The organism is Burkholderia sp. BCC1996 (assembly GCF_905339955.1).
In the GTDB taxonomy this organism is placed as follows: Bacteria; Pseudomonadota; Gammaproteobacteria; order Burkholderiales; family Burkholderiaceae; genus Burkholderia.
In genome coordinates this window covers 33,373-47,475 of sequence record NZ_CAJPHM010000037.1, presented here as the reverse complement: position 1 = coordinate 47,475, position 14,103 = coordinate 33,373, and the positions used below count along the sequence as shown (strand labels likewise).

The following is a 14,103-nucleotide window of genomic DNA, read 5'->3' as shown; positions in this document are numbered from 1 at the left end:
CGCTCAGGCGGCGCCGCGCACGTCGAACTCGACCTTCCAGCGCTCGTTCGTGCCGCTCGGGATCGCCTCGAGCTCGAGCGTGCCGGCTTCGGTCACGCGCGCATGCAGCTTCACCGGCACGACCTCGCCGACCGTGCGCCCTTCGGCGGGCAGCGTGGCCTGGATTTCCTCGAGTTCCTGCAGCTCTTCCGGCGACCAGTAGTCGAGCAGCGTGCCGACCTGGTCCTGACGACGCACCGACGACCCGAAGAAGCGGAACTGCACCGGTTCGCCGACAACGAGGCCGAACTCCTGCGGCGGCAACGCCGCATCCGAGCCCTCCTCCATCCCGAACGGCGCGACGCACAGCGCCTGCACCGGCGGCTCCAGCCCCGGCACCGCGGGCATCGCCGACTCGATCGCGACGTAGTACGCACGCGCCGTGCCGCCGCGAATGCGCACGCCGCGGCCGCGCTTCACGTAGCCGTAATACGCCGCGCCACGCGCGACCGCCAGATCGAGGTCCGCGCCTTCGAGCAGGCGCGCGGCCGGCGCGCCTTCGGCGGCGAGCCAGCTGTTGAGCGTATCGAGCACGCGCTGCGTGAGCAGCGGCGACTTGAACACGCCGCCGTTGAACAGCACCGCGGTCGGATGCAGGAACGTCGCGCCTTGCGGCAGCGTGCGCTGCACGCCTTCGAGTGCGTCGAGCGCCGCGACCTGGCGGCCGAGGAACGCCGCGAGGTGGCGCGTGATGCCCGCGTCCTGCGCATACGGCAGGCCGAGCTGCGTCAGGCCGACGCGCGCGCGGCTCACCGGGCGCGCGGCCGCGTCGACTTGCGGGAAGAAACCTTCGAGGATCGTCTGCGTGAGTTCCGCGCGCGTCAGTTCCGTGCGGATCGAACCGCCGATCAGCTTCGAGCCGCGGCTCGGCACGACGAGCGGCACCGCGTCGGTCGTCGGGTCGGACAGCAGCGTTTCCTTCGCCGAGCGGCACGCGTAGGTCAGCGCGCGCAATTGCCACGGATCGGCCTGCGTGCCCTGCTGCGCGAGCTTGCGCGCGACCACGTGCGCGAGCGCGAGGTCCATGTTGTCGCCGCCGAGCAGGATGTGCTCGCCGACCGCCACGCGATGCAGTTCGAGATTGCCGTCGCGCTCGACCACCGCGATCAGCGACAGGTCGGTGGTGCCGCCGCCGACGTCCACGCACAGGATCAGGTCGCCGACCTGCACCTGCTTGCGCCAGCCGCCTTCGCTCTTCTGGATCCAGCTGTAGAGCGCCGCCTGCGGCTCCTCGAGCAGCGTCATGCGCGAATAGCCGGCGGCACGCGCAGCTTCCGCCGTCAGCTCGCGCGCGGCCGGGTCGAACGACGCGGGGATCGTGACCGTCACGTCCTGGTCGGCGAACGGCGCGTCGGGATGCGCGTGGTCCCACGCTTCGCGCAGGTGCGTCAGGTAGCGGATCGAGCTTTCCAGCGGCGACACGCGCGCCACTTCCGGCGGCGCATCGCTCGGCAGGATCGCCGCGCGGCGATCGACGCCCGGGTGGCACAGCCAGCTCTTCGCGCTCGACACGAGGCGGATCGGCGTGCCGGCGCCACGCGTGCGCGCCATTTCGCCGACCGCGAACGCGCGCGAGGCCGTCCACGGCAGCGTCAGGTCGCCCTGCGTCAGCTCGCTTTCATGCGGAAGATAGAGGAACGACGGCAGCAGGTCGCGCGACTCCAGCGCGCCGGGCGCGGTCAGCTGCGCGATCGGCAGCACCTGCTGCGCGATCGTTTCGCCGTCGCTCGCGGCGCTGTCGACGTACGACAGCGCGCAGTGGGTCGTACCGAGGTCGATACCGATCGAATAGCGCGGATCGTTCACAGTTCCACCTCCGCCGGTGCGACCACCGAGGCGTCGTGGCTGCCGGTCAGCTTCGGCAGGCGCACGTCGGCCACGCGCCAGCCGCGGTGGCTGACCGTGCCCGTGAACGGCGCGGCGCCGACCACGTTGCCCGTCACGCGCACGGCCGTCGCGTCGAAGCCGGCCGGCAGCGTCACGCGGCTGCCTTCGGCTTCATCGCGCACCGGCACGATCGTGAAATGCTCGCGCAGCGCGGCGCGGCAGCCGTCGTGCACGAGGCGTGCGGCGGCGCCGATGTCGGCGTCCGCGTAGCCGGCGATGTCTTCCTCGACGAAATCGATGAAGCGCGCATCGCGCTGCAGCAGGCCGAGCAGTTGCAGCGCGGCTTGCGGGCTCGCTTCGCGCAGCTCGGGGGTCGGCGCCTTCACGGGCGCGGGCGCCGGGGCTGCCGCGGGGGCCGGCGCAACCGGCGCCGGCGCGACCGGTGCCGGGGCGCCGTCGCGCACGCGCAGCACGCCGGCCGCGAACTCGCGGTTGCCGATCACGGAGAAGAACGTGCCGACGGCCAGCGACAGCCGGCCGAAGAAGGACAGGTTGGTTTCGGGCATGGGGTCTGGACTCCTGTGGGCTCGCGACACGGCGAGCAGCTTGCCTGGGCGCCGGGCGGCGGCGTGCGAATGCGCACTGCCGCCGCCCGGCGCGTGATTCGGGCGCGCCCTCTCGGGTGCGGAAAACCCGTATTTTGCCCTGTGGCGGGCGAACCGGGCAGAAGTTGGGGGACAGAACACAACGACGCGCGGGTTTTGCGCGGCGCCGGATTGCATCGGACTGCCGGCTATCGGGGGTCGGCCGGGCGTCGGCCGCGATGTTGCGGCGCGTCAGCGCGGCTTGCGGCGGCGTGCCGCCTTCACCCGAAAATCGCGCGAATTCGGGCGCGCGACGTGAAACGCATGCACTCGCATCGGGACCGCGCCGGCGTAGCGCTACATGCTTCATGCAATGTGATGTTTAATGGCCGGCAACGCCAGCATTAAAGGACACGCAATGCTCGACCTCGACGACCTTCGCCTCGTGCGCGCGATCGGCGCGTCGCGTTCATTGGCATCCGCCGCGCGCCTGCTCGACCTCACCCCGCCCGCGGTCACGATCCGCCTGCAGCGGATGGAGGCGCGGCTGGACGTCCGGCTCGCCGTGCGGCAGCCGAAAGGGATCGAGCTGACCGACGAAGGTCAGCGGCTTTATCGGGAAGCCGTGGAGATTCTCGAGCGCGTGGACGCGCTGCCGAACAACATCGCGGGCGATCACGGCGACGTGCAGGGCACGCTGCGCGTCGTCGCGCCGTTCGGCTTCGGACGCAAGTACGTCGCGCGGATCGTGCGCGACGTGCAACGCGCGCATCCGAAGCTCGAAATCTCGCTGCACCTGTCGGAGAGTCCGCTGACCAGCGCGGCGGGGGCCGACGTGGTCATCCATGTCGGCAGCCTGAAGTCGTCGTCGTGGATCGGCTATCCGCTCGCGCCCAACGAGCGCTTCCTGTGCGCGAGCCCCGGTTACGCGCGGCGCATCAAGCAACTGGCCCATCCGTCCGACCTCGCGCGCTACGACTGCCTGTGCCTGCGCGAGAACGACGAGGACGTGCCGCGCTGGCGCTTCTCGCAAGCCGGCGACGGCAAGGGTGAATCCAGACGATCGGCGGTGATTCGCGTCACGGGCGCGCTGTCGTCGAACGACGGCACGGTCATCACCGACTGGGCGCTGGCCGGGCTCGGCATCGTCGAGCGCTCCGAGTGGGACGTCGCGCCGCTGCTGGCGAATGGCAAGCTGGTCAGGCTGCTGCCCGACTGGCATCTGCCGCCCGCGCCCGTGACCGCGCTGCTGCCGTCACGCACGGGCCGCTCCGCGCGGCAGCGGGTTTTCCTCGAAGCCGCGACGCAATTCCTCGCTCCGCCGCCGTGGCGCGGCAAGGCATGAGCGCGGTCCTGGGATTAAATGCTGCTTAATGCTCGATTTGTCACGCGTTAAACACGCTGCGCGCCAAACGTCCTACTGTGTTCGCTGTCGGCAATCCACCGAGGCAACGCATCATGGGCACTCCCCTCCTTCTCAACACCCCCGCCGCATTGATCGACGTCGGTCGCATGCGTAACAACATCGCGCGCATGCAGGCGCATCTGGACGCGCTCGGCGTCCGGTTCCGACCACACGTGAAGACCACCAAGTGCCAGCACGTCGTCGACGCGCAGGTTGCGGCCGGCGCGCAAGGCATCACGGTATCGACGCTGAAGGAAGCCGAGCAGTTCTTCGCGGGCGGCGTGCGCGACATCGTTTATGCGGTCGGCATGATTCCCGCGAAGCTCGGCCAGGCGCTCGCGCTGCGCCGGCAGGGCTGCGACCTGAAGATCGTCGCCGACAGCCTGCCGGCCGCGCACGCTATCGCCGAATTCGGGCGCGCGCACGGCGAGCGCTTCGAAGTCTGGATCGAGGTCGATGTCGACGGCCATCGCTCGGGGATCGCCCCCGACGACGACCTGCTGATCGACGTCGGCCGCGCGCTGGTCGACGGCGGCATGACGCTCGGCGGCGTGCTCGCGCACGCCGGCTCCAGCTACGAATACGACACCCGCGACGCGCTGGTCGCGATCGCCGAACAGGAGCGCAGCCGGACCGTGCACGCCGCGGAGCGCCTCAGGGCCGCCGCGCTGCCCTGCCCGGTCGTCAGCATCGGTTCGACGCCGACCGCGCTGTCCGCGGAGCGCCTCGACGGCGTGACCGAAGTCCGCGCGGGCGTGTACGTGCTGTTCGACCTCGTGATGCACAACGTCGGCGTGTGCGCACTGTCCGACATCGCGCTGTCGGTGCTGACCACCGTCATCGGGCACCAGGAAGAAAAAGGCTGGGCCATCGTCGACGCGGGCTGGATGGCGATGAGCCGCGATCGCGGCACGCAGCGGCAGGCGCGGGATTTCGGCTACGGGCAGGTGTGTCGCGAAGACGGTGACGTGCTCGGCGAGTACGTGATGAGCGCGGCCAATCAGGAGCACGGCATCGTGTCGCGCATCGGGACGCCGGACACGGATATCGCGAAGCGGTTTCCGATCGGGACCCGTTTGCGGATCCTGCCGAACCACGCGTGCGCGACCGGCGCGCAACATCCGGAATACCACGCGCTGGGCGACGACGGCACCGTGCGGAACTGGCCGCGCTTCTACGGGTGGTAAGCACCAGGCATCGCGGTGCGGTGGCCGATTCGTCGGAGTGATACGCCGATGTCCGGCGATGCAACCGCCGCCGCGTGCACGCCCTCCCTCCCGACATTGACTATTTGTCCAAATCTATACAAACTATAAAGCCGCGATTCACATTGCACCTGCACAGGCTCCCCACCATGCCGACAGACGCCCACCTCCTTCTTCTCGACCGGGATGTCGTCGAACCGGCCCTTCAAGCCGAACATGTGATGGCGGCGGTCCGCGAAGCCTTCGTGCTGCACAGCCAACGCGCAGGGCGCGTGTTCCCGGTCGTGCGCGAGAAGCTGCATACCGGCGGCGTGTTCGGCATCAAGTCGGGCGACGTCGCGAGCCAGGATCTGCTCGGCTTCAAGGCGGCCGGATTCTGGCCCGGCAATCGCAGCCTGGGCGGCGAGCCGCACCAGGCGACGATCGCGCTGTTCGATCCGGCCACCGGCCGCCCGCTCTGCATCATGGACGGCAACGCGATCACCACCGCCCGGACCGGCGCGGCCGGCGGCCTGGGCCTGCAGGCGCTGGCCCGCCGCGACAGTACGCGCCTCTGCGTGTTCGGCACCGGCGTGCAGGCGCGCGTCCAGCTCGACCATGCGCTCACGCTGCTGCCGCAACGGGGCACGGTGCAGTACGTGAACGCGCGCGGCGAAGCGGACGCGGTGTTCGAATCGGCATTCCGCGAACGCTGCGACATCCGCGTCGCACGAGACCGAAACGATGCGGTGGCCGACAGCGACGTGGTCATCACGGCCACGCCGGGCGGCGGCCCGCTGTTCGATGCGGACGCGGTTCAGCCCGGCACCCACCTGACCTGCGTCGGCGCGGACACCGCGGGCAAGCGCGAGCTTCCCGAAGGCGTGCTGCAGCGCGCGCGCATTTTCGTGGACGATCACGAGCAGGCGCGCGGCATCGGCGAGTGCCAATGGGCGCCCGATCTGCCGCGCACCGAAATCGGCGACGTGCTCGCCGGGACCGTGCCGGTCGATCGCTCGCCGAGCGAGATCACCGTATTCGACATGACGGGGCTCGCGCTGCAGGACCTGACCGTGGCGCGCTTCCTGTATCGGCACGCCGTGGAGAGCGGCACGGGACGCTCGATCCCGTGGCCGTGGTGAACGGCAACGGCGTGATATCTTCCATCGCCATGCGTCTATCCAAAGTTTCCGCCATCTCGTTCGATCTCGACGACACGCTATGGCCGTTCGGCCCTTCCGTCGCACGGGCCGAGGCGTCGCTGCATGCGTGGCTGATCGCGCACGCACCCGATACCGCGAGCGTGCTGCCGACGTCGCAGACGCTGGCTCAACTGCGCGATGAATACGAACGCTCGCGGCCGGATCTCGTCGGCGACTATCGCGCGTTGCGCATCGGATCGATCCGGCTGGCGCTGGAGCGCGCGAACGAAGACGCCTCACTGACCGACCGCGCCTACGACGTGTTCTATTCGGCGCGAAACCAGGTCGAGTTCTTCGACGATGCATTGCCGGCGCTCGCGTGGCTGAGCGCGCGGTTTCCGCTGATCGCGGTGACGAACGGCAATGCGGACCTTCAACTGACCGGCGGCGGCGAGTTCTTCCGTGAAACGCTCAGCGCGCGTGCGTTCGGGTTCGCGAAGCCCGAGCCGGAAATCTTCCATGCGGCTGCCGCGACGCTCGGCGTGCCTGCGGGGGAGCTGCTGCACGTCGGCGACGACTTTCACCTCGATATCGTCGGCGCGTTGAATGCGGGGCTTCAGGCAGCCTGGGTCGTGCGTCACGCAGGGGCGCAAGCGGAGCACGCTGCGCATCGTGCCCCGTCGCCGCATCTGACCGTTCGCGACTTGTCGGTGCTGTGTCGCGCGCTGGGTGCGCCCGACGCGGTGTCGTAACCGCAAGCCCGCAAGATCGCGCGGCCGCGGTCGATCACGCCCGTCGACATGACCGACCGCCGCTTCACGCCGCCTTGCGTGCGTCCGCGATCCGTTGCGGCGCCTTCGGCCGCGCATAAAGCCGCTCGAGGTACGCACGCAATTGCGGGAACGGTTCGATCAGGTGGCATTCGCTCGCCCAGTCGATCAGGTAGACCGTCACGCAATCGGCCACCGTCAGCGTGTCGCCGACGATGAATTCGCGCCCTTCCAGATGCTTGTCGAGGATCGCGGCCATCGTCGCGAAATCCTCGCGTGCCAGCTCGATATCGGCCGGCGAGCGCTTTTCCGGCGGATAGAGGAACGAATGGCGCGTAATCCGCCACAGCGGCTGCTCAAGCTCCGTCACCGCGAACATGACCCATCGATAGGCCTGCGCGCGCAAAGCGAGATCGACGGGCAGCAGCGCCTTCTCCGGGTACTTGTCCGCGAGATACAGCACGATCGCGGCCGACTCGGGAATCACGAGGTCGCCGTCCACCAGCACGGGCACCTTGCCGGCCGGATTGAGGCGCAGGAATTCGGGCCGCTTGTGCTCGCCTTTTAGCAGGTTGACCGACACGAACTCGAAATCCGCGTCCAGTTCCTTGAGCCCCCAGAGCGCGCGTTGCGTGCGCGTGCCGGCGAATCCGTAAAGCTTCATCGCAATGTCTCCATCGATAATGTCGGGAAAAATCGCCGCGCGCAGGCGACGGCCAATCGGCCGCTTCGAGTGCTTTGAATGATGTGAATGCTTCGAACGCTTCGATCACTTCGGCCGCTTCGCCCACGCATGCAGCGCCTGTCGCCGCTCACATGCCGGGTACCGGGAGCACCGGCATCACGTCGATCGCATCGCCCGGGAACAGCGTGAAATGCGGATGGCCCTCGAACAGCGCGGCGGCCGCGTCGTGCGATGCGGCACGCACGACCGTGAAGCCGCTCATCGCATTGGCGGTGTCCGTCACGCCGCCCTTGCCGATCGTCTTGGTCTTGCCGAGCGGCCCGCCGGGCTCGACGATCGCGTCGCGATGCCGCTCGACCCACGCATGCCACGCGGCGATCCCTTCGCGCTCCCGCGTGCGCCGCTCGTCCTCCGGCAACGCCATCCACGCCTTCATCCCCGGGCTATCCTTGCTGCCGAGGAATACCGCGAGATACAACTGCTGTTGAGCACTCATGCTTCCTCCGTCCGATGGCGGGCACGGCGGGCTGCCGCACCTCGCCCTTGACACAATAGGTTGATATCAACACAATTGCAACATGGCACGCAAAGAAAAGCTCCCTTTCGAAACGACGCTGATGGTGCGCGATTGCTGCCTGTGCCTGCACATGCAGCGCGCGGCGCGCAATCTCGCGCGCATCTTCGACGATGTGCTGCGTCCGCTGGATCTCACCAACGGCCAGTTCTCGCTGCTGATGTCGCTGAACCGGCCGCAGCCGGCCGCGATGAAATCGGTCGCGTCATTGCTCGCGATGGATCGCACCACGCTGACCGCCGCGCTCAAGCCGCTCGAGCGGCGCGGGCTGCTCACGATCACGACGGATCCGGACGACAAGCGCAGCCGCCTGCTCGAACTCACGCCGGCCGGTCATCAGTTGCTGGCCGAAGCGTTCCCGCTCTGGCAGCAGACCCATACCGAGATCGAACGGCCGTTCGCGCCGGAAGCAGTCGATGTGTTGCGCGGCCAGTTGCGCGCGCTGTCGGAGGATCCGGCTACGCGCGGCTGAAGCGGCGCGTCACGTCATTCACTTCCGGCCCTTCTTCGGCATCAGCAGTTGCGCGCATTCCTGCAGGAAGCGCACGGGCCCGTGCGCATGCAGTGCCTGCCCGCTGCTGAGCGCGCCGTCGATGACGGTTGCGAGCCGCAGTGCGTAGGTTTCCGGCGGTTTCGTCGACAGCGAGCAGATGCCGAAAGCACGCTTCGGGTGTCGCGCCGCCATGCCGGCGGCGCACATCGCCCAGGAGGCGTCCTGTCCCGCTACCCGCTTGATACGATCGACTCGGCCACGCCGCGCCGCATGACTCGGGCCGGCTAATGCGCGACTGGCGCGACCTCGCCGCGCCACCAGCCGATGCGCGATCGCGCGCATCGGCGTGCCGCAATCCGTCAGTCGGCCAGCGCCGGCGCCACGCCGACCCGCTTCGGCACGCCGGTCACGATCGTCGCGACCGCCACGGCCAGCACCGCCGCCGCGCCCAGGAACACGCCGCCCGCGCCGTTCGCGTCGAACACGACGCCGCCGGCCGCCGCGCCCGTCGCGATCGCGAGCTGGATCGCCGCGACGATCAGCCCGCCCGCGCTCTCGGCTTCGTCGGGCACGGTGCGCGTGACCCACGTCGACCAGGCGACGGGCACGCCGCCGAACGCCATCCCCCACAACGCGACGAGCACCGCGTCGATCATCGGCGCGCGGCCGAGTGCGACGAGCGCGACGCCGAGCACGACCATCAGCGCGGGCATCCCGATCAGCATCGGCCGCAGCCGGTGCTCGAGCACGCGCCCGGCGAGCGACGTGCCGACGAAGTTCGCGATCCCGTAGCCGAGCAGGATCGCCGACAGCCCGTTCACGCCGACGCCCGCGACTTGTTCGAGGAACGGCCGCAGATACGTGAAGAACGCGAAATGCCCGGTGAACACGAGGATCGTCGCGAACATCCCGAGGCCGACGGTCGGCCGGCGCAGCACGTCGACGAGCGTGCGCAGCCGCGTGGTGCCGCTCGGCGGCATCGACGGCAGCGTCATGACCTGCGACACGAACGCGAGCGCGCCGAGCCCGGCCGCGATCAGGAACACGTTGCGCCAGCCGATCAGGTGCCCGAAATAACTGCCCATCGGCGCGGACGCGATCGTCGCGACCGCCACGCCGCTGAAGATGATCGACAGCGCACGCGGCACCATCGCGGTCGGCACGAGCCGCATCGCGGTGGCCGTCGCCATCGTCCAGAAACCGCCGAGCGCGACGCCGAGCACGACACGGCCGATCAGCAGCGTCGTCAGGTCGGGCGCGAACGCGACCGCGAGATTGGACGCGACGAGCAGCACCGAGAACGCGAGCAGCACGCGCCGGCGGTCGATCGTGCGCGTCAGCGCCGAGATCAGCAGGCTCGTGACGAGCGCGACCGTCGCGGTGGCCGTGACGGCCTGGCCGGCCACGCCTTCGGTCACGCCGAGGCTGTCGGCCATCGGCGTGAGCAGGCTCGCGGGCAGGAATTCGGCGGTGACGAGGCCGAACACGCCGAGCGTCATCGCGAATACCGCGCCCCAGGCCGGTTCACGGGGGGCCGCCGTCGAAGCGGCCGAGGAGATTCCGGGATTCATGCGGGGTTCCGTGTCGGTTAGGGAAAGTACTGATGAGGGCGTATCGTAAGGAACAGCGGCAGGACGGTCTATGACATACAATCCGTTCTTGTTGATCGATCGTCCGAATCTCGCGATGTCCGAGCCCTTGCTTCCCCCCGTGCCCGACGTACACGACCTCGTCAGCGAGTTGCTGCTGGGGATGCGCCTGAGCGGCGTGCAGTACCGCCGGATCCAGGTGCCGCGGCCGTTCGGGCTGAGCTTCGGTCATGCGCCGGGCCGCGCGCAGTTCCATTTCGTCGGGCGCGGGCCCGTGCTGCTGCGCGACGCGGACGGCACGACGGTGCGGCTCGAGGCCGGCGACGCGATCCTGCTGCCGCACGGCCGCACGCATGCGCTGGTGTCCGATCCGGACGCGCCGTGCCGCGAGATCGGCGGCTTCGCGGCCGCGAAGATCTGCGACACGGTCGCGTCGGTGGGCGCGACGACCTGCGCCGCGACGGAGCCGGCCGCCGGCGATGCGCTGATCTTCAGCGCGTGCATGGAGCTCGATCTCGGCGGCATGCAGCCGCTCGTCGGGACGATGCCGGCATTCATGCACGTCGGCACGCTGCTCGCGCGTTACCCGGAAATCCGCCCGATGCTCGACGCGATGGAGCGCGAATCGTGCGCCGCGCGCGCGGGTTTCGCGGGCATCCTCGCGCGGCTCGCGGATGTGGTCGCCGCGTTCATCGTGCGCGGCTGGGTCGAGTGCGGATGCGGCGACGCGACGGGCTGGGTGCAGGCGTTGCGCGAGCCGAAGCTCGGCCGCGCGATCGTCGCGCTGCATCGCGATCCGGGGCGCAACTGGAGCGTCGCGGAACTGGCCGCCGAAGCCGGCGTGTCGCGCTCGGTATTCGCCGAGCGCTTTCTCGCGGCCACCGGGATGACGCCGGTGCGTTACCTGACCGAGTTGCGGATGCGGCTCGCCGCGCAGTGGATCGCCCGCGAGGGCGAGACGATCGAAGCGGTGGCGTACCGGCTCGGCTACGGGTCGCTCGCCGCGTTCAGCCGCGCGTTCAAGCGCGTGGTCGGCAGGCCGCCGGGCGCGGTGCGTGCCGAAGGCGACACGCACGCCGATGCGTGACGTGTAACGCGTCACGCGCAACGCACGGCGCAGCGAACGCCTGCCGGGTCGCCCCGGCATCGCACGATCAGCCGCCGCGCGTGACGATCCTGCTCAGCCGCTGCGCGCGTCGAGTTCGTCGATCAGCGCCGTCGCGCACTTCACGGCCAGCGCCGCGCACTGTTGCGCTCCACCGGCGCGCCGTTCGTCACCGCACCCTGCACGATCCGGCCCAGCAATTCCTTCGACAGGTCGGCGATCTCGTGTTCCCGTTCCGTCATGTTCGTCTCCTGCGCGCCGGCCGGCTTCGGCCGCACGCGCGATTGCACCGGGCGCTGCGTGCGCCGCGCCCGACCTTCAACGTTGCCTGGCCCGCACGACGATCTGCGCCTGCGTGTCGCGTTCGATGCGTTCGAGCGACGCGCGCAGTGCCGTGAACTCGTCGGGCGTGCAGACCTGGCGGCCGAATTCGGCCTTCATCCTCCGCGTGACCTGCACGACGTGCGCAGCCGCATCGAATACGTAATGCGACGTGAACTCGACGAAACGGTCGTGCACGGCCGTATCGGCCGGCAGGTCGGTCACCGCGACGTCGGCCGGCAGCGCGACCTGGCCGGTCTCGTCGAACGTGCCGCCGATGCATGCCCACGGCTGCGTGCGCACGGGCTCGGCCAGCCAGCCCTCGACCTGCGTCGCGATGCCGCCCGTGAGGCTCGACAGCGCGGGCACGGCGGTCGTGCCGTCCGGCCACACGAAGTGATCGAGCGTGCCGGCATACGTGACGTCGAACGGCCCGTCCGTCGCACGGCGATCGCTCGTCGCGATCTGCGCGCGGCCGCGCAGCCCGCTTTGCCGCAGGCGTTCGTTCGCGAGCTGCCGGATGCGGTCGGGCGCCGCCCGGCGAAACAGCGTGCGTTCGAGTTCCGCGGTCCAGCCGTCGTCCTCGACGCGCGCATGAAACCGCGCGGCGCCCGGTTGCGCGGCATCGATCTCCACGCGCGCGGCGCGGTGCTTCGGCTGGGTGGCCGGCGTGCGCGACAGCACGCCGGTGTCGACGAGCAGCGCCGGCCGGTCCATCACGATCGGCGGCAGGTAGCCGAACGCGATGCCGGCCGTCGTGGTGTCCGCGTAGACGCCGAGATCGGGCAGCCACGTGATCGCGTGATTGATCGCGCCGCCGCCGTAACCGGGCACCGACGGCAGCGTGTACACGGAGCCGAGATTGATCAGCACCGCTTCGCTGCGGATGCCGGCCGCCGCGAGCAACGCGCCGAACAGCGCGACGTGGTCCTTGCAGTCGCCGTAGCGGTTGCGCAGGATGTCGGTCACGCGGTGCGGCGCGGCCGCCGTCTCGCCGAGAAAAAGCGCGACGTAACGCACGTTCGCCTGCACCCAGTCGTACAGGACGCGCGCGCGATCGCGCGGATCGGCGGCGCCGGCGGTGAGCGCGCGCGCCAGCTGCACGACGGCCGGATCGTTCGCGCCCGGGTCGACGGCCGCGTTGCGGTAGCGCGCGGCGAACGCCGCGTAGTCGGGCAGCGTGGACACCACGAGCCGGTCGCCGTAGGTCGGATAGCCGACCGAGCCGTTCTCGATCCGGTCGTACGTACCGTGCCGGTATTCGAATGCGTAGCGCGTGCGGCCGTTCGCGGTCACCGGCGGCAGCGCGACGTAACCGCGCGCGTCCGCATGCAGCGGCATGTCGGCCGGCACGTCGAAGATCAGCCGCTGGTTCTCCACCGGCTCGCGCGACGGTTCGACGTAGTAGCCGAAGTAACCTGCGTTGACCGGCTTCGTGCGCGACTTGCGGAACGCGATGCGCGTGCTCGATCCGGCTTCGACGCCGGGAAACACGACGGTGCGCAGCAGCCCGTCCTGGAACGTCGGCGCGCCGGCCGAGCGCGGCTCCTGCACATCGCGGATGCCTTCCGGACCGACCGGATGCGCGACACCGTCGCGATCGATCGTCTCGGCCGCTACCAGGTCGACCTTCTCGAGGTTCTTGTCGAACCACACATAGCGCTGCGCGATCGCATCGATCCCGTTCGCATCGTTCGCGCGCAGTGTCGAATCGTCGTCCTCGTCGAGCGAGCCGTCGTGCTGGATCACGAATACATGGACGTCGCTGACGAGCGTGACGGGCGCTGCATCGCCCGCGTCGGCGAACGCGGGACGCACGAACGCCAGCGCGACCGCGGTCACGGCAACCGCGAGCGCTGCGGCGCGACCTGGCAGCCTGCCGGTCGATCGGAACGGAAAACGCACCACGTCGAAGCTCTCCGCGCGTTCGTGTTCAGGTCGGGACGCAACTCGGGCACGCATTGGCGCGCCGCGCCCCGTCGTTCAACCCAGTGTGGGTGACGTGCCCGCGAGCGTCAAGCCACGGGGCGGCGGCCCGCGCCGCCATGCAGCGGGCGCACGAGGAAGCGCGCATGCGTCACGCCGGCAGACTGTCGCACTTTCGCGCCCTGCTGGCTGCGCGATCGCCATTTATGTCATGTCGCGACATATTATTTGGGCGCGTAACGCGCGCGTGCGAGGTCGCCGAAACGCATGACGATCGGGTGAATTCGACACGCCGACATGGGGAGGGAGACATCGTGCCGATCGACACGAATTCGAAATCGGTTATCTCGTGATCGCGTTCGCGCTGCCGGGCGTGATCCCGATCGGTGCGCTGCATCTCGAACGGTGGCATCCTGAACGTGTCGGCGCCGCGATCGGCGCGCGGCTCGGAATCGCGCT

Annotated in this window: 13 protein-coding genes; 6 read left to right on the top strand and 7 right to left on the bottom strand. The window is 69.6% G+C overall.

Annotated elements, in window-relative coordinates:
* Nucleotides 1-3 precede the first annotated feature (3 nt).
* Both U4Z64_RS33875 and U4Z64_RS33870 read right to left on the bottom strand, forming a co-directional pair.
* On the bottom strand, nt 4-1,845 hold the full coding sequence (locus tag U4Z64_RS33875; protein ID WP_321822293.1) for an Hsp70 family protein: 1,842 nt from the start codon (nt 1,843-1,845) through the stop codon (nt 4-6).
* On the bottom strand, nt 1,842-2,432 hold the full coding sequence (locus U4Z64_RS33870) for a DUF2760 domain-containing protein (RefSeq protein ID WP_321822292.1): 591 nt from the start codon (nt 2,430-2,432) through the stop codon (nt 1,842-1,844). The genes U4Z64_RS33875 and U4Z64_RS33870 overlap by 4 nt, the downstream gene beginning before the upstream one ends.
* 436 nt (nt 2,433-2,868) lie before the next feature.
* Between U4Z64_RS33870 and U4Z64_RS33865 the strand changes: the two genes are divergently transcribed.
* The 4 genes from U4Z64_RS33865 (at nt 2,869) to U4Z64_RS33850 (ending at nt 6,933) form a co-directional block, all read left to right on the top strand.
* Nucleotides 2,869-3,795 (top strand): LysR family transcriptional regulator, encoded by a 927-nt coding sequence (locus U4Z64_RS33865; RefSeq protein ID WP_321822291.1) that lies wholly within the window; start codon nt 2,869-2,871, stop codon nt 3,793-3,795.
* A 113-nt stretch (nt 3,796-3,908) separates the two neighbouring features.
* Entirely contained in the window at nt 3,909-5,042 is a 1,134-nt protein-coding gene (locus tag U4Z64_RS33860) for a DSD1 family PLP-dependent enzyme (protein ID WP_321822290.1), read from the top strand.
* Nucleotides 5,043-5,209: 167 nt separating this feature from the next.
* Nucleotides 5,210-6,181, top strand: a complete 972-nt coding sequence (locus U4Z64_RS33855; protein ID WP_321822305.1) for an ornithine cyclodeaminase family protein — start codon at nt 5,210-5,212, stop codon at nt 6,179-6,181.
* A 29-nt stretch (nt 6,182-6,210) separates the two neighbouring features.
* Nucleotides 6,211-6,933 carry an HAD-IA family hydrolase gene (locus tag U4Z64_RS33850; RefSeq protein WP_321822289.1) on the top strand — a complete coding sequence of 241 codons (723 nt, stop codon included), beginning with the start codon at nt 6,211-6,213 and terminating at the stop codon, nt 6,931-6,933.
* Between the two features lie 64 nt (nt 6,934-6,997).
* Here the strand turns inward: U4Z64_RS33850 and U4Z64_RS33845 are convergent, their stop codons facing one another.
* A complete protein-coding gene (locus U4Z64_RS33845; protein ID WP_321822288.1) occupies nt 6,998-7,615 on the bottom strand; it encodes a glutathione S-transferase family protein in 618 nt (205 codons plus the stop codon).
* 148 nt (nt 7,616-7,763) lie between these two features.
* Nucleotides 7,764-8,132 carry a hypothetical protein gene (locus U4Z64_RS33840; protein WP_124487701.1) on the bottom strand — a complete coding sequence of 123 codons (369 nt, stop codon included), beginning with the start codon at nt 8,130-8,132 and terminating at the stop codon, nt 7,764-7,766.
* Between the two features lie 82 nt (nt 8,133-8,214).
* Here U4Z64_RS33840 and U4Z64_RS33835 point away from each other — a divergent pair, with 82 nt between their 5' ends.
* Nucleotides 8,215-8,682 carry a MarR family winged helix-turn-helix transcriptional regulator gene (locus U4Z64_RS33835; RefSeq protein WP_044847277.1) on the top strand — a complete coding sequence of 156 codons (468 nt, stop codon included), beginning with the start codon at nt 8,215-8,217 and terminating at the stop codon, nt 8,680-8,682.
* An 18-nt stretch (nt 8,683-8,700) separates the two neighbouring features.
* On the opposite strand, the gene U4Z64_RS33830 is transcribed toward U4Z64_RS33835, so the two are convergent.
* Nucleotides 8,701-9,045 carry a hypothetical protein gene (locus tag U4Z64_RS33830; protein ID WP_321822287.1) on the bottom strand — a complete coding sequence of 115 codons (345 nt, stop codon included), beginning with the start codon at nt 9,043-9,045 and terminating at the stop codon, nt 8,701-8,703.
* Between the two features lie 17 nt (nt 9,046-9,062).
* On the bottom strand, nt 9,063-10,274 hold the full coding sequence (locus tag U4Z64_RS33825; RefSeq protein WP_321796459.1) for an MFS transporter: 1,212 nt from the start codon (nt 10,272-10,274) through the stop codon (nt 9,063-9,065).
* A 70-nt stretch (nt 10,275-10,344) separates the two neighbouring features.
* Between U4Z64_RS33825 and U4Z64_RS33820 the strand changes: the two genes are divergently transcribed.
* A complete protein-coding gene (locus U4Z64_RS33820; RefSeq protein WP_124487704.1) occupies nt 10,345-11,379 on the top strand; it encodes an AraC family transcriptional regulator in 1,035 nt (344 codons plus the stop codon).
* 336 nt (nt 11,380-11,715) lie between these two features.
* Here U4Z64_RS33820 and U4Z64_RS33815 read toward each other — a convergent pair whose 3' ends face one another.
* Entirely contained in the window at nt 11,716-13,626 is a 1,911-nt protein-coding gene (locus U4Z64_RS33815; protein WP_321822286.1) for a DUF3857 and transglutaminase domain-containing protein, read from the bottom strand.
* Nucleotides 13,627-14,103: the final 477 nt, after the last annotated feature.